Raw genomic sequence first — 26,148 nt, 5'->3', positions numbered from 1 at the left:
GGGCCCGCCTCCCCGGCGCGACGGCGTTTCGGCGGGGGCCGGTGCCCCTTCCGCGAGCACGCTGCAGCCCGGACCCGGCGTGCGGCTCGCCCGCCACCCCAGACCGCGCTCCCGCCTCGGAGCGACCAACCACGAGGAGCCCATGTGAGCAGCATCGACAGCTTCGGCGCGAAGAGCCACCTCGAGGTCGACGGCACGGACTACGAGATCTACCGCCTCGACGCGGTGGAGGGCCAGCAGCGGCTGCCCTACAGCCTGAAGGTGTTGCTGGAGAACCTGCTGCGCACGGAGGACGGCACCGACATCACCGCCGACGACGTGCGGGCCCTGGCCGCCTGGGACGCCACCGCCGAACCCAGCACGGAGATCCAGTTCTCGCCCGCGCGGGTCATCCTGCAGGACTTCACCGGCGTGCCGGCCGTCGTCGACCTCGCCGCGATGCGCGAGGCCATGGCCGACCTGGGCGGCGACCCGTCCAAGATCAACCCGCTCGTCCCGGCCGAGCTGGTCATCGACCACTCCGTCGTCGCCGACACCTTCGGCACGTCCGACGCACTGCGGATCAACATCGACCTCGACTACCAGCGCAACCAGGAGCGCTACGCCTTCCTGCGCTGGGGCCAGGGCGCGTTCGACGGCCTGAAGGTGGTCCCGCCCGGCACCGGCATCGTCCACCAGGTCAACATCGAGCACCTCGCCCGGGTCGTGTTCCCGAACGAGCTGCCCGACGGGACCCTGCAGGCCTATCCCGACACGCTGGTCGGGACCGACTCGCACACCACGATGGTCAACGGCCTCGGCGTGCTCGGCTGGGGCGTCGGCGGCATCGAGGCCGAGGCGGCGATGCTGGGCCAGCCGGTCTCCATGCTGATCCCACGGGTGGTCGGCTTCAAGCTGTCCGGCGAGCTGCCCGACGGGGCGACGGCGACCGACCTGGTGCTGACCATCACGGAGATGCTCCGCGAGCACGGCGTGGTCGGCAAGTTCGTCGAGTTCTACGGCCCCGGCGTCACGGCGGTGCCGCTGGCCAACCGGGCCACCATCGGCAACATGTCGCCGGAGTACGGCTCGACCGCGGCGATCTTCCCGGTCGACGAGGAGACGCTGAGCTACCTGCGCTTCACCGGCCGCAGCGACCACCAGATCGCGCTGGTCGAGGCCTACGCCAGGACGCAGGGCCTGTGGCACGACCCCGACGCCGAGCCCGACTACTCCGAGCACCTCGAGCTCGACCTGTCGACCGTGGTGCCGTCGCTGGCGGGGCCGAAGCGCCCGCAGGACCGCGTCGACCTGTCCGACGCCAAGCGTTCCTTCCGGGTCGCGCTGCAGGACTACGCCGGCGACGAGGTGGAGTACGCCGGCCACGACGAGGCGGTGGCGGAGACCTTCCCGGCCTCCGACCCGACGCCGGGCGCCCCGGCGACCAACCACGACGGCGCGCCGGCGCCCAAGCACTACGCCGCCAACGGGGACGAGCGCGCCGCCAACCCGGTCGAGGTGACGCTGGAGGACGGCACGTCCTTCACGCTCGACCACGGTGCGGTGACGATCGCGGCCATCACCTCCTGCACCAACACCTCCAACCCCAGCGTCATGATCGGCGCGGCGCTGCTGGCCAAGAACGCCGTCGACCGCGGGCTCGAGCGCAAGCCGTGGGTGAAGACCACCCTCGCGCCCGGCTCCAAGGTCGTCATGGACTACTACGACCGTGCGGGGCTGACGCCGTACCTCGACAAGCTGGGCTTCAACCTCGTCGGCTACGGCTGCACGACCTGCATCGGCAATTCCGGGCCGCTGATCCCCGAGGTGTCGCAGGCCGTGCAGGAGCACGACCTCGCCGTCGTCTCCGTGCTGTCCGGCAACCGCAACTTCGAGGGCCGGATCAACCCCGACGTCAAGATGAACTACCTCGCCTCGCCGCCGCTGGTGGTCGCCTACGCGCTGGCGGGGTCGATGGACGTCGACCTCACCTCCGAGCCCCTGGGTACCGGGTCCGACGGCGAGCCGGTCTTCCTGTCCGACATCTGGCCCTCCCCGAAGGAGATCCAGGAGACCATCGGCCGGGCGCTGCAGTCGGAGACGTTCACCAAGGAGTACGCGTCGGTCTTCGAGGGCGACGAGCGCTGGAAGTCGCTGCCGACACCCGAGGGCGACACCTTCGACTGGGACGAGGCGTCGACCTACATCCGCAAGCCCACGTTCTTCGACGGCATGGCGGCCCAGCCCGAGCCGGTGGAGGACATCGCCGGCGCGCGGGTGCTGGCCAAGCTCGGCGACTCGGTGACGACCGACCACATCTCGCCGGCCGGTGCGATCAAGGCCGACAGCCCGGCGGGGCAGTACCTCACCGGGCACGGCGTCGAGCGGCGCGACTTCAACAGCTACGGCTCGCGCCGCGGCAACCACGAGGTCATGATCCGCGGCACGTTCGGCAACATCCGCCTGCGCAACCAGCTCGCGCCGGGCACCGAGGGCGGCTTCACCCGCGACTTCACCGAGGGCGGCGAGGTCGCGACCATCTTCGAGGCCTCGGAGCACTACCAGCAGCACAACGTGCCGCTGGTCGTGCTGGCGGGCAAGGAGTACGGCTCCGGCTCGTCGCGTGACTGGGCCGCCAAGGGCACCTTGCTGCTGGGCGTGAAGGCCGTGATCGCCACGTCGTTCGAGCGCATCCACCGGTCGAACCTGATCGGCATGGGTGTGTTGCCGCTGCAGTTCCCCGAGGGGGAGGACGCCGACTCGCTGGGCCTGACCGGCGAGGAGACGTTCGACATCGGCGGCGTCACCGCGCTCAACGACGGCCAGATCCCCGCCACCGTCGCGGTGACGGCCCGGCGCGAGGACGGCAGCGAGGTGTCGTTCGACGCACGCCTGCGCATCGACACCCCCGGTGAGGCGACCTACTACCGCCACGGCGGCATCCTGCAGTTCGTCCTGCGGTCGCTGCGGGATCGCTGACCGCACGTCACCATCCACGGGGGTCCCGGCACGTCGGGGCCCCCGTCGCCCGTCCGACGACACACGAAGGCCTGAAGTCCATGTCCGTCGACGAGACGACGACGCCGAGCTTCGACGAGCTGCCCCTGCGCCAGGAGCTGCTGGCCGAGCTGGCCAGCCTCGGCTACGAGGAGCCGACGCCGATCCAGTGCGAGGCCATCCCGCACCTGGTCGAGGGCCGGGACGTGCTGGGCCAGGCCGCGACCGGGACCGGCAAGACGGCGGCCTTCGCGCTGCCGTTGCTGCAGCGGCTCGCGCCCGGGGACCGCGGCCGGCAGCCGTCGGCGCTGGTCCTGGTGCCGACCCGCGAGCTGGCGATGCAGGTCTCGCAGGCGATCCACCGCTACGGCCGGACCCTGGGCGCGCGCGTGCTGCCCATCTACGGCGGCCAGCCGATCGGGCGCCAGCTCAAGGAACTCGGGCGGGGCGTCGACGTGGTGGTCGCCACGCCGGGCCGGGCGCTCGACCACCTCGGGCGCGGCACCCTCGTCCTGGACGACGTCGAGGTGGTCGTGCTCGACGAGGCCGACGAGATGCTCGACATGGGCTTCCAGGAGGACCTGGAGGCGATCCTGGAGGAGGCACCGGCCACCCGCCAGACGGTGCTGTTCTCCGCCACGATGCCCCGACACATCGAGAAGCTGGCCCGCGCGCACCTGACCGACCCGGTGCGGATCAGCATCGGCCGCGAGGCCGCGGTCCCCGGCAGCGCCGAGGGTCCGCGCATCCGCCAGACCGCCTACGTCGTCGCACGGCCGCACAAGCCGGCCGCCCTCGGGCGCATCCTCGACGTCGAGGCACCCGGCTCCACCATCGTCTTCTGCGGCACCCGCAACGAGGTCGACGAGCTCACCGAGACCATGAACGGGCGCGGCTACCGCGCCGAGGCGTTGCACGGCGGCATGAGCCAGGAGCAGCGCGACCGCGTCATGGACCGGCTGCGCAACGAGACCGCCGACCTGCTCGTCGCCACGGACGTGGCCGCCCGCGGCCTGGACATCGAGCACCTCACCCACGTCGTCAACTACGACGTGCCCTCCGCCCCGGAGGCCTACACCCACCGCATCGGCCGGGTCGGGCGCGCCGGGCGCGAGGGCGTGGCCATCACGCTGGTCGAGCCGCGCCAGCATCGGCTGCTCAAGGCGATCGAGCGTCACACCGGCCAGAAGATGGAGGTGGCGCGGATCCCGACCGTCGCCGACCTGCGGGCCCGTCGCTTCGAGCTGACCCGCGCCGCGCTGCGCGAGGAACTGTTGGGCGACGACCTCGAGCAGTTCCGGGTGGTGGTGGACACGCTGTCCGACGAGTTCGACCTCGTCGAGGTCGCCCTGGCGGCGGTCAAGCTCGCCCACGACGCCATCGGCGGGGACGTCGAGGAGGAAGAGGAGCTGCCGCAGATGTCGCTGGCCCCTGACGACCGTGACCGCGGCGGCCGGGCCGGTCGGACCGGTGGCCGTCGCCCGCCCCGCGGCCAGGCCGGCGGCGACACGGCACGCGTCTTCATCGGGCTCGGTCGCGGCGCGGGCATCCGCCCCAAGGACCTGGTCGGTGCGATCGCGAACGAGGCCGGCGTGCGCGGCCGGGACATCGGCGCGATCCAGATCACCCAGAACTTCTCGCTCGTCGAGGTACCCGCCGGACAGGTGGACCAGGTCGTCGCCGCGTTGCGCGACACGACCGTGAAGGGCCGGCGGGCCACGGTGCGCCGTGACCGTCACGAGGGCTGAGGCCGCCGGCCGCCGGCCGACGACGTGCGGTGGGAACACGGACGCGGTACCCATGCGTTGACGCCCACCCCGCCTCGCGTCGACGAGGCCTTCGACGAAGGACCTGCTGTCATGTGGTTCGGCGACCGCACCAAGATCGAGATGGTCCGTCCCGAAGACGCCCTGCCCGGGCGTGACACCTCTCCGTTCCCGATCCCCGACGCCCATCACGTGCACGGGCGGGCCATCACGCCGCCCTGGCCCGAGGGGCACGAGGTAGCGGTCTTCGGGATGGGCTGCTTCTGGGGCGCCGAGCGGATCTTCTGGCAGTTGCCCGGCGTCTACACCACCGCGGCCGCCTATGCCGGCGGTCACACGCCGCACCCGACCTACCGTGAGGTCTGCTCCGGCCGGACCGGGCACGCGGAGGTCGTGGTCGTGGTGTACGACCCGACCGTGATCGACTTCGACGGTCTGCTCGGCCCGTTCTGGGAGAACCACGATCCAACCCAGGGGATGCGGCAGGGCAACGACGTCGGGACGCAGTACCGCTCGGCGATCTACGTCACCTCCGACGAGCAACGGAAGGTGGCCGAGGCCTCACGTGCGCGCTACGCCGCGAAGTTGGCGGAGAACGGCTACGGCGAGATCACGACCGAGATCGCGCCCCTGGGAGACTGGTACCACGCCGAGCCGGAGCACCAGCAGTACCTGGCCAAGAACCCGGGTGGCTACTGCAACCACGGCTTCTGTCAGGTCGCGTACGGCGACTGACGCCCGCAGACGCGCCGAAGCCCCGTCCGAGGACGGAGCTTCGGCATCCCCCCGCGTTTCCGCGCGCTCAGCAGACCTTAAGGTCGCATGACCGACCATGCCACCGTCCGGTGGTCCATCTCCACCGGACATGGGCGGCCGCCGCCACGGTGCGAACGGTTCGTCAGACTCCCCGGACATGAGTCGGTCGTCCGCGACGGGGGGACACGGACGACCGACTGAACAGCAGCTTACGCCACGGTGCGGCGAAGGGGAAGACCTGGCGTCGCGAAAGTTCGAGGGGTTCGTCGCGGGTGCGACGATGCCCGCACCACCGTGGCTAGGTGGCCGGCACGCGGGGCGCCGTACCGATCACCTCGTCGATCGCGCCGTAGGCCAGGGCCTCGTCGGCCGTCAGCCAGTGATCGCGATCGAGGTCGCGGCGGATGCGTTCGTAGTCCTGCCCCGTGCGCTCGGCCAGGATGGCCTGCATCCGGCGGCGGGTGTCGGCGAACTGGGCCGCCTGCTTGGCGATGTCGATCGCGGTGCGCCGGCCGGTGCCGCCCCAGGGCTGGTGGAACATGATGCTCGCGTTGGCCGTGGCCGAGCGGATGCCGGTGCCGGTCGCGAGCAGGAAGGCGCCCGCGGACGCCGCGAGGCCGACACAACGCGTGTGGACGGGCGAGCGCAGCGAGGCCATGACGTCGTGCAGCGCGAACATCCCGAAGGTGTTGCCGCCCGGCGAGTCGATGAGCAGCGTGATCGGCTGGTCGCTGTCGTGGTCGAGGGCGAGCAGCTGGGCGACCAGGTCGTCGGCCGTGGTCTCCTCGAGGGCGCCGCGCAGGAACACCACCCGCTGCTCGAAGAGGCGCTCGTAGGGCGAGAGCCGGGCCATCGCACCGATCGGGTCGGTGACGGCGGGCGGTCGCGGCGGTTCGGGTGCGTCCGGTTCGGGTGCGCCCGGCTCGGGCGCACGGGGCGGCACGTCGGTGCTGGACATGGCGGCGGACTCCTTCCGGGCGGCGGAGGCGCGGCGTGCAACCCTCCGGTTGCGTAAGCTACGGGCAGCATGCAGGATTCGCAACCGATCGGTTGCGCGATCCGATGGCCGGGCCGAGGCGCCGGGAGGGCGACGACGATGAGAGCGATCACCCGCGACATCCGCATCGAGGCCACGCCGGACGTGGTCCGTCGCAACCTCGTCGATCCGGAGCGTCGCCGTGCCTGGCTCGGCGAGGACGTCGACGTGACCCCCACCCCCGACGGCCTTCGCTACGTCCGGGACGAGGGCGACGACCGGTGGCGGGTGCACATCGCCGTGACGCCCGAGGACGGGGGCAGCCGCGTCACCGTCACCGAGGAGGTCCAGGCGCCGCCCACCGTCGACGACGCCCCCGCCCTCGACGACGCGCCCGCCCTCGAGGACACGGACGGCCGTCCTGGGCGCCCACCGGCCACACCGGAGGCGCGGCTGCGCCTGGTCGAGGCCCACGAGCTGCGCGGCGAGGACGGCGCTCCGGTGCACCAGATCCTCGCGCGGGCGGCATGACGGCATCGGTCGGCCGCGTCCTCGGCGCCCTCGCCGACGACACCCGCCGCACGATCGTGACCCGCCTGGCGGAGGGCCGCATGCTGACGGCCACGGAGCTCGCCGACGAGCTACCGATCACCCGGCAGGCCGTCACCAAGCATCTGCGTGTGCTCGAGGACGCCGAGGTGGTGACGGCCCAGCGCCACGGTCGTGAATCGCGCTACCGCCTGCAGGGCGAGCCGCTGCGACTGGCCACCGCGTGGATCGAGGACGTCGGTGACCGGTGGGACCGTCGTCTGGCGGCCCTGAAGGCGCAAGCCGAGCGCGACGCCTGACGCCTGCAACACTGCGCGCCATGAACACGCCGCTGCCCCTGCGCTTCGTCATGTCCGCACCCGGTGTGGCCGAGCTGCCCGCGAGCCCGGCCGAGATCGCCGTCGTCGGCCGGTCCAACGTCGGCAAGTCGTCGCTGCTGAACGCGCTGGCCCATCGCAAGGACCTCGCCAAGGTGTCCGGCAAGCCCGGCAAGACCCGGCTGCTGAACCTCTTCGAGACCGACGGCGGCACGATCGTGGACCTGCCGGGCTACGGCTACGCCAAGGTCTCGGCCACCGAACGCACGGCGTGGCAGCGCCGGATGCAGCGCTACCTCGTCGAACGCGAGCCGCTCGCGCTCACGCTGCTCCTCGTCGACGGCGAGGTCGGCCCCACCGGCCTGGACAAGGAGATGCTCGCCTGGTTGCGGGCCAACGAGGTCGCGTTCCGGATCGTGGCGACCAAGCACGACAAGGTGCGCTCGTCCAAGCGTGAGCGCCGCAGGCGCGACCTGGCCAGCGGCTGCGAGGTGGCACCGGCCGAGGTGGTATGGGTCAGTGCCGAGAAGGGCGTCGGCATCGATCGGCTCCGCACGCTGGTCCGTGACACCCTGACGGGCAGGTGACGTCGGGTGGCCGCTCACCATGCCCGCGCGCGCACTCGACGAACGCCGGCGCACGGCGCCCGTACGTGTCACCACGGGGACGTGCAGGGGAGTAGCGTCGCGGTCCCTGGCACCCCTTGCTTCCCAGCACCCCTTTTCCCGGAGTCCGAGTTCCTTTGATCCCCCGCGAACTGCGCCTGCCGCCGGAGCACCTGTTCCCGGCGGACGAGTGGCGGCTTGCCGAGATCGGCTTCTCCCGGCGTTGGATGGGCAACGCGGAGACCGTCTTCGCCCTGTCCAACGGCTACCTCGGGATCCGCGGCACCTTCGAGGAGGGCCGCCCGGGGATAGAGACGGGCACCTTCGTCAACGGCTTCCACGAGACGTGGAACATCGAGCACGCCGAGGAGGCCTACGGCTTCGCGCGTACCGGCCAGACCATCATCAACGCGCCCGACGCGTCGCTGCTCAAGCTCTACGTCGACGACGAACCGCTGTACCTGCCCACGGCCCGGCTGCCCGAGTACCACCGCGAACTCGACTTCCGCGACGGCGTGCTGCGCCGCGACCTGCACTGGTCCACCCCGGCGGGCAAGCAGGTCCGTCTGCGCTCGACCCGGCTGGTGTCGCTCGACCAGCGCCACCTCGGCGCCATCTGCTACGAGGTCGAGGTCGACACGGATGCGCCGGTGGTCATCTCCTCGCAGCTGCTGAACCGGCAGGACGCCGAGGCGGTCGACGAACCCCGTACCAACGGCGGCGACCCGCGGCGCGCCAAGGCGTTCCGCCACCGGGTCCTGAACGCCCGTGACCACCACGCCGAGAACCTGCGGCTGGTCACCGGCTACCGGACCACCAACTCGCGGATGACCCTCGGCGTCGGCGTCGACCACGTGGTGGAGACCGACAACCCGTGGGACGCCGCGGCGACGTGGTCCGAGGACCTGTCCAAGGTCGTGTTCACGATCGACGCGAAGGCCGGCGTGCCGTTCCGCGTGGTCAAGTTCTTCACCTACCACAGCTCGCGGTCGGTGCCGCCGCGCGAGCTGGTGGACCGCTCGCGGCGGACGCTGGACCGGGCCGTGCGCAGCGGGTTCGACGTGCTCGCGCAGGCGCAGCGGCGCTACCTCGACGACTTCTGGCACCGCGCCGACGTGCAGGTGGAAGGTCCGCGGCGCGTCCAGCAGGCCATCCGCTGGAACATCTTCCAGCTGTGCCAGGCCTCCGCGCGTGCGGAGACGTCCGGGATCCCGGCCAAGGGGCTGACCGGGCAGGCCTACGAGGGCCACTACTTCTGGGACACGGAGATCTACGTCACGCCGTTCCTGACCTACACCGAGCCGCGCATCACCCGCAACCTGCTGCGGTTCCGGCACACGATGCTGCCGCTGGCCCGCGAACGCGCCGCGGAGCTGTCGGAACCGGGCGCGCTCTTCCCCTGGCGGACGGTCAACGGCGAGGAGGCGTCGGCCTACTACCAGGCCGGCACCGCCCAGTACCACATCGACGCCGACATCGCGCATGCGATCAAGCGCTACGTCGACGTGCGCGACGACAAGGAGCTGCTCTGCGAGGTCGGCGCGGAGATCCTCGTGGAGACGGCCCGGCTGTGGACCGGCCTCGGATTCTTCAGTCCCGAGGACGACGCGTTCCACCTGCACGGGGTGACCGGGCCCGACGAGTACACCACCGTGGTGAACGACAACGCGTTCACCAACCTGATGGCGCGCCAGAACCTGCGCTACGCCGCCGAGGTGGTGCTGTGGATGCGCGAGGAGGCCCCGGCCGCCTACCGCCACCTCGTCCACGAGACCGGCCTGCAGGACGAGGAGGTGCTCGCCTGGCAGCGTGCGGCCGACGCCATGTTCGTGCCCTATGACGAGGACCGCGGCATCCACCCCCAGGACGCCAACTTCCTGGAGAAGGAGCGCTGGGACTTCGCGGGCACGCCGATCGACCGCTACCCGCTGCTGTTGCACTACCACCCGCTGGTGATCTACCGCCACCAGGTGATCAAGCAGGCGGACGTGGTGCTGGCGATGGTGCTGCTCGCCGACCAGTTCTCGCCGGAGCAGAAGCGGCGCAACTTCGACTACTACGACCCGCTCACCACCGGTGATTCGTCGCTGTCCGCCTGCGTCCAATCGATCCTGGCCGCGGAGATCGGCTACGAGGAGAAGGCGCTCGAGTACTTCCAGTACGCCCTGCTGATGGACCTGGCCGATGTCGCCGGCAACGTCGTGGACGGCGTGCACATCGCCTCGACCGGGGGCGTGTGGATGGCGCTGGTGTACGGCTTCGGCGGGTTGCGCGACCACGACGGTCACCTGCGCTTCGACCCGCGGCTGCCGGCACCGTGGAGCCGGCTCGCGTTCCCGTTGCGCTTCCACGACCGCCGCATCGAGGTCGAGCTCACCCACGAGGGCATGGACTTCACGCTCAGCGAGGGCGACCCGCTGACGATCGAGGTCCGCGGCAAGGACTACGAACTGCAGCCGGGCCGCACCCTCACCATCGACTCGCCGGGCGACGCCGAGGCCGAGGACGCCGAGGCCCCGGGCATCGGCGAGGAACCGGAGGGCCCGGTCGTGCACGTGACCGAGGCCGAGGAGGACGGCCTGGACACCGGCCCGCGCGGGACCCCGCTGCCCGACGAGGCGACCGACGTCCCGGCCGACACGCAGCCGGCCACCGACGTCCCGGCCGACGCCGCGGCGACCGGCGACGGCTGAGGCCGCCCCGCCCGGTTGCCCGGCCGCCGGTCGCTACGCTGGCCGGCCGCGGTCCGCCACCGGACCGTGCAGACGCCCGAGCCATCTGCTCCGGTGTCGACCAGCAGGACAGGAGGTCCCATCCGTGGTGCGCGTCAGCCTGCGCAATCCCGACCGCGTCGAGCAGGTCGAGGGGCCGCTCACCGTCGGTGAGCTGCTCGACCGCCTCGATCTCAACCCGACCACGGTGCTCGTCATCCACGACGCCGGGCTGGTCACGGCCGACCACGAGCTCCACGCCGACGCCGAGGTGGAGATCCGTCCCGTGATCTCGGGCGGTGCCGGCGGGCCACGCTGTGCGGTGTGCCGCGGCGCCGCGGTCATCGAGGAACCGCGCCACCGTGCCGCCTGGTGCCCGGCCCACTTCGTCGACCACGTCCAGAACCAGGTCCGCAAGGCGATCGACCATCCGCAGGCCAGCCGCGCCCGCGAGCGGATGTTCTCCTACGCCGACCGGTTGCTGGTCGCGGTGTCCGGCGGCAAGGACTCGCTCGCGCTGTGGGACATCCTCCTGGAGCTCGGCTACCGGGTCGACGGGCTGTACATCGGCCTGGGCATCGGCGGCTACTCCCGGCGCAGCCAGCGGATCTGCGAGGACTTCGCCGCCGCCCGGGGCGCGCGCCTGCACGTCGTGGACCTGGGCGAGGCCTACGGGTACACGACGCCGTCGGGCGCCTCGTCGACCACCCGATCGGCCTGCGGTGTCTGCGGCCTGAGCAAGCGCTACGTCTTCAACAAGGTCGCGGTCGACCACGGCTACGACGCGGTGGTGACCGGCCACAACCTCGACGACGAGGCCGCGACCCTGCTGGGCAACCTGCTGCGCTGGCACGACGACTTCCTGGCCCGCCAGCGCCCGGTGCTGCCCGCCAGCGGCACGAACCAGGTCCGCAAGTGCAAGCCGCTGTACCGCCTCTCCGAGCGCGAGATGGCCGCCTACTGCGTCGTGCGCGGCATCGACTACGTCGTCGAGGAGTGCCCGCTGGTCGACGGCAACACCGGCCAGGAGCACAAGGAGATGCTCAACGCCCTGGAGCGCACCGCGCCGGGCGCCAAGGCCCAGTTCCTGTTCGGCTTCCTCGACCGCCACGACCGCTTCGCCGAGGAGGCGCGCGACGACGGCACGCCGATCGGCGCCTGTGACCGGTGTGGAATGCCGACCAGCGGCGAGACCTGCGCCTTCTGCCGCCAGCGCGAGCGGATCCTGACCGCGCTGCCCGTGCTGGCCGGCGCCGGCGCCGCTCCGACCGCCGCCCGCGCGCCTGCCGCCGGTACGGCCCCGACCGCCGCCGCGGCAGCCGCCGCCGGCACCGACCAGAGCTCCGGATGACGCCCGCATGACCGACACCGACACCACCTCCCTGTCCGCCGCTCCCGTGCTGCCCGGCACCGACACCGTGCTGGCCGCCGGCGAACTGGTGGTGCTGATCGACCGCCGCGGGCGGCGCTACCTCGTCGAGCTCGCGGCCGGTGCCGAGTGGCACAGCCACGCCGGCCTGGTCGCCCACGATCAGCTCATCGGCCGTGCCGAGGGCACCGCCGTGCGCACCAACCGCAACATGGAGGTGGTGGCCCTGCGCCCGACGCGCGAGGACTACGTGCTCAAGATGAAGCGCGGGGCGCAGGTGGTCTACCCCAAGGACCAGGCCGCGATCGTCGCTGCCGCCGACATCCGGCCCGGTTGCACGGTCGTGGAGGCCGGCGCCGGCTCCGGCGCGCTCACGCTGGCACTGCTGGCCGCGGTCGGCAGCGAGGGGCGGGTCGTCTCGTTCGAGCGCCGCGAGGACCACGCGGTCCATGCCCGCCGCAACGTCGCGCGCTTCCTCGGTGGCGTCCCGGACAACTGGGCGCTGGTGGACGCCGACCTCGTCGACGGTCTCGCCGACCTCGGCGTGCGTCCGCACCGGCTGGTGCTGGACCTGCTCGAGCCGTGGCTGCTGGTGCCCGGCGCCGCCGAGGCGCTCCCGACCGGGGCGATCGTGCTCGCCTACACCCCGACCGTGCCGCAGGTGATGCGGTTCACCGAGGCGCTGTGGGCCGACGGCCGCTTCACCGACGTGCGGACCACGGAGACGCTGGTGCGCCCCTGGGACGTCGACGGGCTGGCGGTGCGCCCGGCGCACCGCATGGTCGCCCACACCGCGTTCCTGACCACGGCGCGCCGCGTTCCGGCGCGGGCGGAAGGTGGCCCCCCGCCGCCGCGACGCAAGGCCGATCTCGGACCGGGCCTGGTGTGGTCGGACGCTGCCGCCGAGGACGGGCCGGCCGGCGCCGGGCCGGCCGACGACGGGGCCGACACCGACGCGGATTGACCCCGAGCGGGCTGCGCCCGTGGACCACACCATTTGCTGACGGTTCCGGGAGGGCCCGGGCCGAAGCCGTCATGATGTGCCCTACACTCGCCGGCTCAGAGGCCGTCGGGGTGGGAGCGCCTCGGTGCACCCGCCCGGGGCCTCGCCCAGAGGGTTCCCCGAAGCGGTAGGAGGCCACGTGAACCAGCGTCCGGACCGCCCCCTGCACGGCCCCTCCGACGACCCCCGCGGCCCGGGCCGTGCCCGCGAACCGCACCCCGTCCGCCCGGGTGAGCACCAGGACCCGGACGAGCTGGCCGCGGAGCTGAAGTTCCTCCGCGAGGAGGTCGACCTGCTGCGGCGTCGGCTGGAGTCGGCGCCCGCGCGGATCCGCGTGCTCGAGGAACGCCTACTGGAGACCAAGGGCAAGCTGCAGGCCGCGCTGGCCCAGAACGACAAGCTGACGGAGACCCTGCGCGCCGCGCGCGACCAGCTCGCCCAGATGCGCGAGGAGGTCGAGCGGCTGGCCGCCCCGCCGCAGTCCTACGCGACCTTCCTGGGCGCCGACGCGGAGACCGGCACGGTCACCGTCATGGTGTCGGGCCGCAAGCTCGAGGTCGGCGTCGGCCCGGAGATCGAGGTGGACGCGCTGCGAGCGGGCCAGGAGGTCCTGCTCAACGAGTCCATGAACGTCGTCGCCGTCGGCGAGTTCGAGAACCGCGGCGAGCTGATGATCATCGCCGAGCTGCTCGGCGACGGGCGCGCGGTCGTGCTCGGCCACACCGACGACGAGCGGGTCATCCACCTGGCCGAGCCGCTGCAGGAGCTGCCGCTGAAGGCCGGCGACTCGCTGCTGGTCGACACCCGCTCCAACACCGCGGTCGAGCGCGTCCCCAAGGCCGAGGTCGAGCAGCTCGTCCTCGAGCAGGTCCCCGACATCTCCTACGAGCAGATCGGCGGCCTCAAGGAGCAGGTCGAGGCCATCCGCGACGCCGTCGAGCTGCCCTACCTGCACGCCGAGCTGTTCGTCGAGCACGAGTTGCGGGCGCCCAAGGGCATCCTGCTGTACGGCCCGCCCGGCTGCGGCAAGACGATGATCGCCAAGGCGGTCGCCAACTCGCTGGCCCAGCGGGTGGCGGAGAAGACCGGCCGCGACGACGTCCGGAGCTACTTCCTCAACGTCAAGGGCCCCGAGCTGCTCAACAAGTACGTCGGCGAGACCGAGCGGCAGATCCGGCTGATCTTCCAGCGCGCGCGGGAGAAGTCGGCCGAGGGCTTCCCGGTCATCGTGTTCTTCGACGAGATGGAGTCGCTGTTCCGCACACGCGGTTCGGGGGTGTCCTCGGACGTGGAGACCACCATCGTCCCCCAGCTGCTGGCGGAGATCGACGGGGTGGAGAGCCTCAAGGACGTCGTGGTCATCGGCGCGTCCAACCGCGAGGACATGATCGACCCCGCGATCCTGCGGCCCGGCCGCCTCGACGTGAAGATCAAGGTCGACCGGCCCGACGCCGACGCCGCCCGCGAGATCTTCGGGATCTACCTGCACCCGCGGCTGCCGCTGCACCCCGAGGAGCTGGCCACCCACGGCGACGGCGAGCGGGCCATCCAGGCGATGATCGCGCGCACCGTCGACAAGATGTACGCCGCCGACCGCGACAACGAGTTCCTCGAGGTCACCTACGCCAACGGCGAGAAGGAGATCCTGTACTTCAAGGACTTCAACTCGGGGGCGATGATCGAGAACGTGGTCGCACGGGCGAAGAAGTACGCGATCAAGCGGGTCCTCGACAGCGGGCCCAAGGGGTTGTCGACCGACGACCTGTTGCGCGCGATCCGCGACGAGTTCCGCGAGAACGAGGACCTGCCCAACACCACCAACCCGGACGACTGGGCGCGGATCTCGGGCAAGAAGGGCGAGCGCATCGTGTACGTGCGCACGCTCATCAGCGGCGGCGACGCCGCTCCCGGCCGGGCGATCGAGAACCTCAACCCCGGGCAGTACCTCTAGGTCGCAGCGGCCTGCAGCGCCCCGGATACGACGACGAGAGGCATGGCGAGCCCGTGGCGACCCCGAAATTCGTCGGCGTGGAGACCGAGTACGGCATCGCGGTCGACGGTCCACGCGAGGTCAACCCCGTGTTGGCCTCGTCGCTGGTGGTCGGCGCCTACCGCGGTGCCGGCGACCGCGAGGTCCGCTGGGACCACACCGACGAGCACCCCATGCGCGACGCGCGTGGCTACGAGGTCCCCGATCCGCACGAGCCGGTCACGGACGACGAACTCGGGCTGGCCAACACGGTCCTGACCAACGGGGCGCGCTTCTACGTCGACCACGCCCACCCCGAGTACGCGACACCGGAGTGCTCCAACGCCCGCGACCTGGTGGTGTGGGACAAGGCGGGGGAGCGGATCCTCGAGGACGCCGCCCGGCTGGCCGCGCTGACCCTGCCCGAGGGGCACCGGGTCCTGGTCCACAAGAACAACACCGACGGCAAGGGCGCCGCCTACGGCACCCACGAGAACTACCTCGTGCCACGCGAGGTCCCGTTCGGGCGGCTGACCCGCCAATTGCAGCCGTTCTTCCTCAGCCGGCTGCTGTACGTCGGCTCCGGACGGCTCGGCACCGAGTTCCGCGGCGAGGACGTGCCGTTCCAGCTGTCGCAGCGCGCCGACTTCTTCGAGGTCGAGGTCGGGCTGGAGACCACCCTCAAGCGCCCGCTGATGAACACGCGCGACGAGCCCCACGCCGACCCGGAGCGCTACCGCCGGCTGCACGTGATCAACGGTGACGCCAACCTGTGCGAGGTCGCGACCTTCCTGAAGGTCGGCACGATGCTGCTGGTCCTCGACCTCATCGAGGACGACGCGCTCCCCGATCCGCCGACGATCCACCGACCGGTGCAGGCCTTCCACGCGATCAGCCACGACCTGACCGGCCGGATCACCCTGCCGACCGACGACGGCCGGCGCGTGACCCCGCTGGAGATCCAGTGGCACTACTTCGAGGCGGCGGCGCGCTACGTCAAGGAACAGGGGCGCGCCGACCCGTCCGCGCAGGACGTCCTGGACCGGTGGGAGGCACTGCTCACCACCGCCGAGCAGGACCCGCGCAAGCTGTCGGGCCAGGTCGACTGGGCCACCAAGCTGGAACTGCTCGAGCAGTTCCGGACCCGGCACGGGTTGGACTGGGACCACGACCGGCTCAAGATGGTCGACCTGCAGTACCACGACGTGCGCCGGGACAAGGGCCTGTACCAGCGCCTGGCCGCCCGTGGCCGCGTCGAGCGGCTGGTGTCCGAGGCCGAGGTCCGCGCCGCGACGTCCACGCCGCCAGCCGACACGCGGGCCTGGTTCCGGGGCGAGTGCCTGCGCCGGTTCCCGGATCAGGTCGTCGCGGCCGGGTGGGACTCGCTGATCTTCGACGTGGGCCGCGAGGCACTGCAGCGCGTGCCGATGATGGAGCCCGGTCGCGGGACCCGCGAGCACGTCGGGGACCTGCTCGACCAGGTGGCGGACGCGGCCGAACTGCTCGAGGCACTGACGAACTGAGCAGGCGGGCGGCGGTACGCTGCCGGTTCGCGCTCACGGGAGGACGGTCATGAGCGACGGTGGGCAGGTCCGCAAGGGCGGCAGCACCCAGGAGGAGGTCGAGGAGGTCGAGGCCACCGCGACCGAGACCGACGAGGCCACGAAGGACCTCCTCGACGACGTCGACGAGCTCCTCGACGAGATCGACGACGTCCTGGAGGAGAACGCCGAGGAGTTCGTCCGCGGCTACGTCCAGAAGGGCGGCCAGTAGGCCCGACGGGTTGGTCCCAGGACACGTTGCGACCGGCTCCCTGGCCGAGCGTCCTTCCCGTTCCTCAGCCGGCGTCCTGCGGGGCGCGCACCGGTGGCGTGCGGAGGGCCGGCCCCTCGCCCGCGGGCAGCGTGAAGGTGAAGCGCGTGCCGCCGCTGGGCCGCGGCACGGCCCGGATCGAGCCGTCGTGCTGCTCGACCACCCGCTGGCAGATCGCCAGACCGATCCCGGTGCCCGGATAGCCGGCCCGCGCGTCGTTGGTCCGCACGAACGGCTGGAAGATCTCCTCGGCCCGGGCGGGGTCGATCCCGATGCCGTTGTCGTCGACGTGCACGGTCACCTGACCGTCGGTCGTCTCCGCCCAGACCCGCACGTGCGGGTCGACGCCCGGCGGGACGTACTTGAGCGCGTTGCCGATGAGGTTGTCGAGCAGCTGCCGCAGCCGCATCGGGTCGCCGGTCACGTTCGGCAGGCCGTCGACGGTCACGGTCGACTCGGCGCTGCGCTCACGGACGACCTCGTGGCCGAGGGCGGCCAGGTCGACCGGTGCCCGCTGCACGTCGCCGTGGGACACCTCGGCGTACTCGAGCAGGTCCGTGATCAGCCGGCTCATGCGACGGTGCTGGACGCTGGCGCGCTCGAGCAGGTCGACGACGTCAACTGACAGCTCCTCGGGGGCGGCGCGGGCGAGGTCGACGTAGCCGCTGGCGCCGGTCAGGGGCGAGCGCAGGTCGTGTGCGACGACGTGGGCGAAGGCCTGCAGTTCCTGGTTGGCGGTGGCCAGGTCACGCGCCGCGGCGTCACGCTCGGCGGCCAGCCGGGTGAGCCGCTCCGCGTAGCCGTTCAGCGACCGGAACACGGTCCGCACGCCGACGAGCAGTCCGAGGGCGAGGACCACGAAGCCGGCGATGCGGCTGGACAGGCTCGCCCACCAGGCAACGGACAGGCGCCGCTCGGCGAACCCGTAGAGCACCAGGTCCCAGGTGAGCAGCAGCAGGCTGACCGCAACCCACGCGCGTGGCCAGGTCGGCGCCCGGCCCGCGACGATGACCCAGCGCCACGTGGCGACGGCCGACAGCGCGGCCGTGAGGGTGAGGAAGCCGCGGAACGCCGCGGTGTAGTCGCCGTCCGGGTGCACGAGGCTGGGCAGCGAGAGGTCCGCGGCCGCCAGCACGACCAGCGCGAGCGCGACGACGACGGCGCCCCGCCGCAGCGCCCGGCGGGGCGCCGTCCGGAAGGTGCCCAGCAGCGTCATGATGGCCACGACCCCGTGCCAGGTCAGGTACAGCGCCGCCGCCTGGGACGGCCCCGACCGCAGCGGCCCGCCGGTGGGGGAGATGGTGGGAAACGAGATCACGGCCAACAGCATCGCCATGCCGCTGACGGCGTAGCCGGCCGCCGCCCAGCGAAGCGCCGGGTCCGGGTCCATCTCGTCGTGGACGCGCAGCAGCCAGGCCGAGCCGACCGCGGCCACCACGGCGAAGGTGAAGATGGCGGGCACGGCCTCCGCCAGTCCGGGCAGAGCCGGTGCGGCCGCGAAGAACGCGACCGAGGCGAGCGCCGCCGCACCGGCCGTGCCCAGCAGCAGGCCCTGCCGCAGGGTCTCGCGCGGACGGTCGAGCCCGAGCGGGCCGAACCCGGCCGTCCCGTCGCGCTGCGGACCCACCTGTCAGCCCCCGGCCTCGCCGTCGTGCACCGTTCGGTCAGTCGACCGGCACCTCCGGCGGAGCATAGAGCCCGCCACCTCGTGAGCGGTATGACCCGGGCGAGGCCGGGTGATCGGCGACCGACGCAGGTCCGAGGCGTTTCGGGGTGGCGGGGCCTACGCTGCGCCAGGTCCAGGAGAGGATCCACCGTTGACCTTCCGAGCCGACGAGTTGCTCGCGGGACTGCCCTCGCCGTTCGACGCCCGAGGCAGCTCGTTCTTCGAGACGTTGCGCCGCCAGGCGCCCGACGCGGTCCCGCCGGTCCTGAGCGGCGCGCCGATGCACGAGTCGCTGCGCGAGCGGCTGGTCGAGGGCACCACGGTGCTCGCGGTGCTGTCCGCCCACGGGGTCGTCATCGCCGGTGACCGGCGTGCCACGGCCGGCAACCTCATCTCCCGTGGCGACATGCGCAAGATCTTCCCGGCCGACGACTGGTCGGCGGTGGGCATCAGCGGCGCGGCCGGCCCGGCGATGGAGCTGGCCCGCATCTTCGCGACGGAGCTGGAGCACTACGAGAAGGTCGAGGGCGAGCCGCTGTCGCTGGAGGGCAAGTCCAACAAGCTGGCCGGACTCGTCCGCGCCCACCTGCCACTGGCGATGCAGGGTCTGGTCGTCGTGCCGCTGTTCGCCGGCTTCGACCCGCGCAGCGGCGCCGGGCGCATCTTCGAGTACGACCCCGTCGGCGGGCGCTACCGGGCCACGACCTACGCGGCCACCGGTTCCGGGTCGCTCGCCGCGCGCGCGACCCTGAAGCGGCTCGTCGAGCCCGAGGCCGACCTGGACACCGCGGCCGGGATCGCCGTCGAGGCGCTGTTCGACGCGGCCGAGGAGGACAGCGCGACCGGTGGTCCGGACCTGATCCGACGCATCTACCCGATCGTGGCGGAGATCGACGGCGCCGGGTACCGGGAGCTCGACGACGAGCAGGTCGCCGCCCACGTGGAGGCGACGGTCGAGCGTCGACGCAACCGCCAGCCCTCCGCCTGACCCACCCGCCGCAGGAAGGCCGCCGCCGTGGCAACCCCGTTCTACGTCGCACCCGAACAGTTCATGAAGGACCGGGCCGAGTACGCCCGGAAGGGCATCGCGCGGGGCCGTGCCCTGGTCGCCGCCGAGTACGCCGACGGCGTGGTGTTCGTCAGCGAGAACCCGTCGCGGTCGCTGCACAAGACCTCGGAGATCTACGACCGCATCGGGTTCGCGGCCGTCGGCCGTTACAACGAGTTCGAGTCGATGCGGGTCGCGGGTATCCGGCTGGCCGACGTGAAGGGCTACCAGTACGCCCGCGAGGACGTCACCGCCAAGGCGCTGGCCAACGCCTACTCGCAGGCGCTGGGTGCCATCTTCATGGGGGGCGAGGCCAAGCCCTACGAGGTGGAACTGCTGATCGCCGAGGTCGGCCACGCCGACCACGGCGGCGGGCTCGAGCTGTACCACATCCTCTACGACGGCTCGATCGTCGACGAACACCGCTTCGTGGTCATCGGCGGCGAGACCGAACCGATCGTGCAGTCACTCGAACAGACCTGGCGCGAGGGGCTGGACCGCGACGCCGCGGTCCGCGCCTGCGTCGAGGCACTCACGCGGGCGGCCGGCCGGCCGATCGAGGCAGGCGACCTCGAGGTGGCCGGGCTGGACAGCACGCGCCCGCGCCGGCGCTTCTTCCGGCTGCGTGACGACGCGCTGCGGCAGGCCGTGGAGTCGTGAGTCCCGCGCCGCCGCCAACGCGCGGAACGGGCCCGGTTTCGCGCGGTGGGCCCGGCGATGGGGCACCATCGGGTCACCAGACGCGAGAGGGACGTGGGTGCGCCGACGGATCTTCGGCATCGAGAACGAGTACGGCGTCACGTGCACGTTCCAGGGCCAGCGGCGGCTGAGCCCCGACGAGGTCGCCCGCTACCTCTTCCGCCGGGTCGTGTCGTGGGGCCGCTCCTCCAACGTCTTCCTGGAGAACGGCGCGCGGCTGTACCTCGACGTCGGCTCCCACCCGGAGTACGCGACGCCCGAGTGCGACTCGCCGCGGCAGGCCGTGATCCACGACAAGGCCGGCGAGCGCATCGTCGAGGACCTCGTGCTGGCCGCCGAGCAGCGGCTGCACGAAGAGGGCATCTCCGGGACCATCTCGCTGTTCAAGAACAACACCGACTCGGCCGGCAACTCCTACGGCTGCCACGAGAACTACCTCGTCGCCCGGGTGGGGGAGTTCCAGCGCCTGGCCGAGGCGCTCATCCCGTTCCTGGTGACCCGGCAGGTGTTCGCCGGCGCCGGCAAGGTGCTGCAGACGCCGCGGGGCGCGGTCTTCAGCCTCTCGCAGCGGGCCGAGCACATCTGGGAGGGCGTGTCGTCGGCGACCACACGCTCGCGGCCGATCATCAACACCCGCGACGAGCCGCACGCCGACGCCGAGCGCTACCGGCGGCTGCACGTCATCGTGGGCGACTCGAACATGTCGGAGTACACGACGTGGCTGAAGGTGGCCACGTGCGACCTGGTGCTGCGGATGCTCGAGGAACAGGCGGTCATCCGTGACCTGACCCTGGACAACCCGATCCGGGCCATCCGCGAGATCAGCCACGACCTGACCGGCACGCGACGCATCCGGCTGGCCAACGGCCGCGAGATGTCGGCACTGGAGATCCAGCAGGCCTACCTCGAGCGGGTGGAGCGGTTCGTCGAGGCGTCACACGACGCCGACGACGAGGCCAAGCGGGTGGTCACCGAGTGGCGCCACGTGCTCGAGCACCTCGTCCACGACCCGATGGCGTTGGGCCGCCAGCTCGACTGGGTGGCGAAGTACCGCCTGATCGAGTCCTACCGCGCCAAGCACGAGCTGCCGCTGGCGCACGCACGCGTCCAGCTGCTCGACCTGGCCTACCACGACGTCGTGCGGGACCGGGGCCTGTACTACCTGCTGGCCCGGCAGGGCCGTGCGCAGCGGCTGCTCGACGACGCGGAGATCGAGCACGCCATGGTGCATCCGCCCGCGACCACGCGCGCCGCGCTGCGGGGGCGGTTCATCACCCATGCCAAGGCCAAGCGCCGCGACTACACCGTCGACTGGGTGCACCTGAAGCTGAACGACCAGGCCCAGCGCACGGTGCTCTGCAAGGACCCGTTCCGCTACGAGGACGAGCGCGTCGACAAGCTCATCGCTGCCATGTGAGCGGCTGGGTGGCCACTAGGCTGACGCCCGGCGTGCCCGGTTCGGTGCGTCGGGCGTGGCGAGGGGCAGATCCGTGACCGCGAAGGTCGAACGGCTGGTCAACCTGACGGTGGCGTTGCTGGAGACCCGCCGTCCGATGACCCTGAACGAGATCCGGCAGAAGACCGGCTACTACACGCAGGGTGATCCGGAGTCGTCGCGGCGCATGTTCGAGCGCGACAAGGACGAGCTGCGCCGCCTGGGTGTCCCCGTGGAGACCCGTGACGTGTTCTTCGGCGACGAGGTCGGCTACGTCGTCGACCGCGCCCAGTACGAGCTCGCCGACGTCGACCTGACCGCCGAGGAGGTCGCGGCCCTGTCGCTGGCCGTGCAGCTGACCGGCACCGAGGGCGCCCAGCTCGCCCTGGCCAAGCTGGCCGCTCGCGCACCCGACCCGGCCGAGCTGGCGACCTCGCCCACGACCCGGGTCACGCTGGCACCCGACCCGGTCGACGCCGTCGCCGACGCCGTGGTCCGCCGCACCCCGCTGCGGTTCCCCTACCGCACCGCCGACGGCGCCACCGCCGAACGCACCGTCGATCCGTACGCGATCGCGCAGCGTCGCGGCGCCTGGTACCTCGTCGGCCGTGACCACGCCCGCGACGCCGTGCGGGCGTTCCGGCTCGACCGGTTCGTCGGCCCGGCGCGCGAGGCGGGCGTGGCGGGCGGCTACACGGTCCCGGCCGACTTCGACCCGGCGGCGGCCGTGTCCGGGCCGGAGGGGCAGCGCGTCGACATCGAGGTGGCGGTGCGCCCCGACGCGCGCTGGACGGTGGAGCTGCGCGGCGGGGTCGACACCGGCCGCACGCACGAGGGGCACCCCGTGTTGCGGCTGCCCGACCGCGACCCGGTCCGCGACCGCTCGTGGCTGCTGGGCCTCGGTCCGGACGTCGAGGTGCTCGAGCCCCCGGAGCTGCGCACGCAGGTCGTCGACGGCCTGCGCCGCCTGGCCGCCAGCGGCGGGCGGGAGGAGTCCGGTGGCGGACGGGAGAGAACATGAGCGCGGCGGGGGACGTGGCGCGGATGCTGACGCTGGTGCCGTGGTTGCTCGAGCGCCCCGGCGCGTCGCTGGCCGAGGCGGCGCACGCGTTCGGCGTGTCGGAGGCGACGATCCGTCGGGACCTGGGTCACCTCGACTTCTGCGGGCTGCCCGGCCTGGGCGGCGGCGACCTGTTCGAGGTGCAGATCGTCGGCGACCGGGTCGTCGTGCGGATGGCCGACGAACTCAAGCGCCCGCTGCGCCCGACGCCGCGCGAGGCGCTGCGACTGGTGCTGACCCTCGACGCGGTCGGCGAGGCGCTGGGCGACGAGCTGCCGGCGCTGCGCAGCGCCGTCGGCAAGGTCCGGGCCGCGCTCGGCATCCCGGAGGCGGTCGCCGACGTCGTCGAGCCCGGCACGCACGCGCTGGTGCCCGCCCTCCGTCAGGCGATCTCCGGGCAGCGCCGGGTCCGGGTGCAGTACCAGGGGCGGGCCGACCAGGCGCCGCAGTGGCGCACCGTCGATCCGTGGGCGCTGCAGGTCGTCGACGGGCTGTGGTACCTGCGCGGGCACGACGTGGACGTCGACGACGCCCGCACGTTCCGCCTCGACCGCGTCGCCGACCTCGAGGTGACCGACCAGCCCCGTGCGGCGCCCGCGCCCGAGCAACTGCCGCCACCCGTCTACGCGCCGGGACCCGACGACCTGGCGGTCGAGCTCGAGCTGTCGCGGGCCGGCCGGTGGGTGCTGGACGCGGTCGTGCCCGACGCCGTCGAGGAGCTGTCCGACGGCGGGGCGCTGGTCCGGCTGCGCACCGACGCGCCGGCCTGGCTCGCGCGGGTGGTGCTCACGGCGGCAGGCGAGGCGCACGTGCGCGCGCCCGACGAGCTGCGCGAACAGGTCGCCACCCTGGCCGCCGAGGCGCTGGGGCAGTACACCTGGGACTAGTGTCCCACGGTCACTTCGGGGGATTTGCCGGTTGATCGGCTGAATCGGATTGCGTCCGTGCCGATGGTCGGGTCACCTGCGCCCCGCCGAAGGAGGCCGCACGTGACCCGTATCCGCGCCAACTGCCCCGCCTGTGGTGAGGTGGATCTGCAGCCGCCCGACGTGACGCTGCGGATCACGCGTGCCGACGACGGACTCGTCGGCGAGGGCAGTACCTACCGCTTCCTGTGTCCCGACTGCTCCGAGGTGGTGACCAAGCCGGCCGACGAGCGCATCGCGCAGCTGCTGAGCACGGGCGGGGTGCCGATCGAGGAGGCCGAGGGACTGGACGAGGCGCTCGAGCGGCTGCTGCCTCCGCACCCCGAGGGGGTCGCGCCGGGGCCGCGGCTGACCGTCGACGACCTGCTGGACTTCCATCACCTGCTCGAGGGCGACGACTGGTTCGAGCAGCTGCTGGCGAACTGACGCCCAGGCCCACGGGCCTACACTCGGGGCGCCTCCCGGTTGGGAGGCGCCCCGCGTCGTTCGTCGCCAGGACCCGCCATGCCCCTGCCTGTCGTGGCCGTCATCGTGGCCGTGCTGCTCGGCACGCTCGCCGCGCTGGTCGTCCTGGTCCTCGTCCTGGTCCGGCGCCTGGCCCGCATGGCCGGCGAGGTCCGCGACCTCGAACGGCGCATCGCGCCGGCGCTGGCGCAGCTGCAGGCCGACGCCGAGGTGACCTCGGCCGAGCTCGAGCGGGTCGGCGAGGCATGGTCCCGAACCGGCGACGGTCACAACGGCTAGACTGACCCGACCGGATCGTGCGAGGTCCGGCGGAGCGTCAGCGACCAGCAGGAACCCTTATGACCATGCCCGGCGGGTGGGAACTGCTCGTCATCCTCTTCATCGTGCTGCTGCTGTTCGGGGCCAAGAAGCTGCCCGACCTGGCCGGCTCCATCGGGAAGAGCATGAAGGAGTTCCGCAAGGCCAGCGCGGAGGCGGACGCGGAGACCGAGGCGGAGCAGCGGGCCAAGGACGAGAGCACGCCGCCCGCGCCACGTCGTGACACGGAGTCCTGAGGTCGCCGAGGGGGACACCCCCGGCGAGATGACGCTGTTCGAGCATCTCGCCGAACTCCGGACCCGGCTGTTTCGCGCACTGCTCGCCCTGGCCGTCGGCACCGTCGTCGGCTACATGGTCTTCCCGTGGGTGTTGCAGGTCCTCGTCGACCCGTATTGCCAGGCACTGGCGGTCCTGCGACCCGAGGACAGCTGCAACCTGATCGCGCTGCGGCCGCTGGAACCGTTCTCGGTGCGTATGAAGACGGCCGTCGTGATCGGCCTGTTCATCGGCGGGCCGGTCATCTTCTACCAGCTGTGGCGTTTCATCACGCCCGGGCTGACCCGCACCGAGCGCCGCTACGCGCTGCCCTTCGTGGTCCTCAGTCAGGTGATGTTCGCGCTGGGCATCGGCTTCGCCTACCTGGTGATCCCCCAGGGGCTGCGGATCCTGCTCGGCATCGCCGGCCCCGACGTGGAGACGCTGCTGTCGGCCAACGAGTACCTGTCGTTCTTCCTGACGACGTCGGTCGCGTTCGGGCTGGTGTTCGAACTGCCGCTGGTGCTGGTGTTCCTGTCACTGGTCGGGGTCGTCAAGTCGCACCTGCTGCGGGCCTGGCGGCCCTACGCGGCGGTCCTGATCCTGATCGCCGCCGCCTTCATCACGCCGACCACCGACGCGGTCACGCTGCTGCTGATGGCCGGTCCGATGCTGCTGTTCTACGAGTTCTCCATCCTCGCGGCCCGGCTCATCGAGCGTGCCCGACGCCGGCGGGAGGCCGCATGACGCCACCGGAGCTGGAACAGCAGCGGCCGGGCCGCGTCGACACGGGTGAGATGGACAACTCGACGGCGATGCGGCTGCGTCGTGCGATCTACCGCGCCCGCCGTGCCCGCCTCGGCCGTGCCCTGGCCATCACCGCCCTGGCGCTCATCGCCGGGTTCCTGCTCGGACGCGAGACGGCGCCCGACAGCGGCGAGGACATCCGCATCCAACTCGAGCAGCAGGCCCTGCCGCTGGTGTTCGACGCCGACGGCATCTGGACCTCCGGCGCCGGCGACCGCCCCTCGGTCAGCGAGGCGCTCGTGGCGCTCCAGCGCGACGAGGACCCGTCGCTCGTCGCCGCGTCGTCCGACAGCTGGCTGGCCGCCTACGACAACGTGCTGGCCCGTGTCGCCGCCATCGACGTCGCCCCCGAGGGGCGCCCGGTGCAGCGGCAGTTCGTCAACGGCATCACGCTGTCCCGTGACGCCGTGGTGGTGCTGACCCGTGCGGCGGAGATCGACGACCCCGACCGCCGGGCCGGGCTGCTGACCGAGGTGGCGCGGCTGCGGGTGCGCGGCGAGCAGATCGTGCAGTCCGCCCGGGCCGGGATCATGGACCTCGACGGCGGTCGCGGCGACGTGTCGCCGCTGCCCGAACTGCCGGACTTCCCGGAGCTCGGCGGCGAGTGACGCACGGCCGGCGGACCGTGCCGGTTGACGCTCCGGTGGGCACGGAAGCCTT

At 72.1% G+C, this 26,148-nt stretch carries 24 protein-coding genes; 22 read left to right on the top strand and 2 right to left on the bottom strand.

Features of this window, described 5'->3' with window-relative positions; genetic code table 11:
* Positions 1-144: 144 nt before the first annotated feature.
* From ACERM0_RS00895 to msrA, 3 genes are all read left to right on the top strand, one after another.
* The gene (locus tag ACERM0_RS00895; RefSeq protein WP_373676604.1) at positions 145-2,958 is read left to right on the top strand and encodes an aconitate hydratase; all 2,814 of its coding nucleotides are present in this window, start codon (positions 145-147) and stop codon (positions 2,956-2,958) included.
* Between the two features lie 80 nt (positions 2,959-3,038).
* The gene (locus tag ACERM0_RS00890) at positions 3,039-4,724 is read left to right on the top strand and encodes a DEAD/DEAH box helicase (protein ID WP_373676603.1); all 1,686 of its coding nucleotides are present in this window, start codon (positions 3,039-3,041) and stop codon (positions 4,722-4,724) included.
* A 111-nt stretch (positions 4,725-4,835) separates the two neighbouring features.
* Positions 4,836-5,477, top strand: coding sequence for a peptide-methionine (S)-S-oxide reductase MsrA (gene msrA / locus ACERM0_RS00885; protein ID WP_373676602.1), 642 nt, complete (start codon positions 4,836-4,838; stop codon positions 5,475-5,477).
* Positions 5,478-5,796: 319 nt separating this feature from the next.
* On the opposite strand, the gene ACERM0_RS00880 is transcribed toward msrA, so the two are convergent.
* The gene (locus ACERM0_RS00880; protein WP_373676601.1) at positions 5,797-6,456 is read right to left on the bottom strand and encodes a ClpP family protease; all 660 of its coding nucleotides are present in this window, start codon (positions 6,454-6,456) and stop codon (positions 5,797-5,799) included.
* Between the two features lie 138 nt (positions 6,457-6,594).
* On the opposite strand from ACERM0_RS00880, the gene ACERM0_RS00875 reads away from it, so the two are divergent.
* The 9 genes from ACERM0_RS00875 (at position 6,595) to ACERM0_RS00835 (ending at position 16,770) form a co-directional block, all read left to right on the top strand.
* A complete protein-coding gene (locus ACERM0_RS00875; RefSeq protein WP_373676600.1) occupies positions 6,595-7,005 on the top strand; it encodes a hypothetical protein in 411 nt (136 codons plus the stop codon).
* Positions 7,002-7,322 carry an ArsR/SmtB family transcription factor gene (locus ACERM0_RS00870; protein ID WP_373676599.1) on the top strand — a complete coding sequence of 107 codons (321 nt, stop codon included), beginning with the start codon at positions 7,002-7,004 and terminating at the stop codon, positions 7,320-7,322. Before ACERM0_RS00875 ends, ACERM0_RS00870 begins: the two co-directional genes overlap by 4 nt.
* Positions 7,323-7,342: 20 nt before the next feature.
* Positions 7,343-7,927 carry a ribosome biogenesis GTP-binding protein YihA/YsxC gene (gene yihA, locus ACERM0_RS00865; protein WP_373676598.1) on the top strand — a complete coding sequence of 195 codons (585 nt, stop codon included), beginning with the start codon at positions 7,343-7,345 and terminating at the stop codon, positions 7,925-7,927.
* A gap of 155 nt (positions 7,928-8,082) precedes the next feature.
* Positions 8,083-10,638, top strand: coding sequence for a glycoside hydrolase family 65 protein (locus ACERM0_RS00860; protein ID WP_373676597.1), 2,556 nt, complete (start codon positions 8,083-8,085; stop codon positions 10,636-10,638).
* A gap of 124 nt (positions 10,639-10,762) precedes the next feature.
* Positions 10,763-12,007 carry an ATP-binding protein gene (locus ACERM0_RS00855; RefSeq protein WP_373676596.1) on the top strand — a complete coding sequence of 415 codons (1,245 nt, stop codon included), beginning with the start codon at positions 10,763-10,765 and terminating at the stop codon, positions 12,005-12,007.
* Between the two features lie 7 nt (positions 12,008-12,014).
* A complete protein-coding gene (locus ACERM0_RS00850) occupies positions 12,015-12,989 on the top strand; it encodes a tRNA (adenine-N1)-methyltransferase (protein ID WP_373676595.1) in 975 nt (324 codons plus the stop codon).
* A gap of 202 nt (positions 12,990-13,191) precedes the next feature.
* Positions 13,192-14,979 (top strand): proteasome ATPase, encoded by a 1,788-nt coding sequence (gene arc, locus ACERM0_RS00845; RefSeq protein WP_373676946.1) that lies wholly within the window; start codon positions 13,192-13,194, stop codon positions 14,977-14,979.
* 53 nt (positions 14,980-15,032) lie between these two features.
* Positions 15,033-16,520, top strand: a complete 1,488-nt coding sequence (gene dop / locus ACERM0_RS00840; RefSeq protein WP_373676594.1) for a depupylase/deamidase Dop — start codon at positions 15,033-15,035, stop codon at positions 16,518-16,520.
* A 49-nt stretch (positions 16,521-16,569) separates the two neighbouring features.
* The gene (locus ACERM0_RS00835; RefSeq protein WP_373676593.1) at positions 16,570-16,770 is read left to right on the top strand and encodes a ubiquitin-like protein Pup; all 201 of its coding nucleotides are present in this window, start codon (positions 16,570-16,572) and stop codon (positions 16,768-16,770) included.
* Between the two features lie 64 nt (positions 16,771-16,834).
* Here ACERM0_RS00835 and ACERM0_RS00830 read toward each other — a convergent pair whose 3' ends face one another.
* Positions 16,835-18,436, bottom strand: a complete 1,602-nt coding sequence (locus tag ACERM0_RS00830) for an ATP-binding protein (RefSeq protein ID WP_373676592.1) — start codon at positions 18,434-18,436, stop codon at positions 16,835-16,837.
* Positions 18,437-18,626: 190 nt separating this feature from the next.
* On the opposite strand from ACERM0_RS00830, the gene prcB reads away from it, so the two are divergent.
* The 10 genes from prcB to ACERM0_RS00780 all read left to right on the top strand — a co-directional run bounded on the left by prcB (position 18,627) and on the right by ACERM0_RS00780 (position 26,096).
* Positions 18,627-19,463 (top strand): proteasome subunit beta, encoded by an 837-nt coding sequence (gene prcB, locus ACERM0_RS00825; RefSeq protein ID WP_373676591.1) that lies wholly within the window; start codon positions 18,627-18,629, stop codon positions 19,461-19,463.
* Between the two features lie 27 nt (positions 19,464-19,490).
* Positions 19,491-20,183, top strand: coding sequence for a proteasome subunit alpha (gene prcA, locus ACERM0_RS00820; RefSeq protein WP_373676590.1), 693 nt, complete (start codon positions 19,491-19,493; stop codon positions 20,181-20,183).
* A gap of 97 nt (positions 20,184-20,280) precedes the next feature.
* Entirely contained in the window at positions 20,281-21,639 is a 1,359-nt protein-coding gene (pafA, locus tag ACERM0_RS00815) for a Pup--protein ligase (RefSeq protein ID WP_373676589.1), read from the top strand.
* A 73-nt stretch (positions 21,640-21,712) separates the two neighbouring features.
* A complete protein-coding gene (locus ACERM0_RS00810) occupies positions 21,713-22,678 on the top strand; it encodes a helix-turn-helix transcriptional regulator (protein ID WP_373676588.1) in 966 nt (321 codons plus the stop codon).
* Positions 22,675-23,604, top strand: a complete 930-nt coding sequence (locus ACERM0_RS00805; protein WP_373676587.1) for a helix-turn-helix transcriptional regulator — start codon at positions 22,675-22,677, stop codon at positions 23,602-23,604. Before ACERM0_RS00810 ends, ACERM0_RS00805 begins: the two co-directional genes overlap by 4 nt.
* A 102-nt stretch (positions 23,605-23,706) precedes the next feature.
* Positions 23,707-24,069: a hypothetical protein gene (locus tag ACERM0_RS00800; RefSeq protein ID WP_373676586.1), complete on the top strand. Its 363-nt coding sequence runs from the start codon at positions 23,707-23,709 to the stop codon at positions 24,067-24,069.
* Positions 24,070-24,147: 78 nt separating this feature from the next.
* Positions 24,148-24,387 carry a hypothetical protein gene (locus ACERM0_RS00795; RefSeq protein ID WP_373676585.1) on the top strand — a complete coding sequence of 80 codons (240 nt, stop codon included), beginning with the start codon at positions 24,148-24,150 and terminating at the stop codon, positions 24,385-24,387.
* 65 nt (positions 24,388-24,452) lie between these two features.
* Positions 24,453-24,662 (top strand): twin-arginine translocase TatA/TatE family subunit, encoded by a 210-nt coding sequence (gene tatA / locus ACERM0_RS00790; RefSeq protein WP_373676584.1) that lies wholly within the window; start codon positions 24,453-24,455, stop codon positions 24,660-24,662.
* Positions 24,646-25,428: a twin-arginine translocase subunit TatC gene (tatC, locus tag ACERM0_RS00785; RefSeq protein WP_373676583.1), complete on the top strand. Its 783-nt coding sequence runs from the start codon at positions 24,646-24,648 to the stop codon at positions 25,426-25,428. Before tatA ends, tatC begins: the two co-directional genes overlap by 17 nt.
* A complete protein-coding gene (locus ACERM0_RS00780) occupies positions 25,425-26,096 on the top strand; it encodes a hypothetical protein (RefSeq protein WP_373676582.1) in 672 nt (223 codons plus the stop codon). Before tatC ends, ACERM0_RS00780 begins: the two co-directional genes overlap by 4 nt.
* Positions 26,097-26,148: the final 52 nt, after the last annotated feature.

This window comes from Egicoccus sp. AB-alg2 (assembly GCF_041821065.1).
Lineage (GTDB): Bacteria > Actinomycetota > Nitriliruptoria > Nitriliruptorales > Nitriliruptoraceae > Egicoccus.
This window is presented reverse-complemented; position numbering and strand designations above follow the sequence as displayed.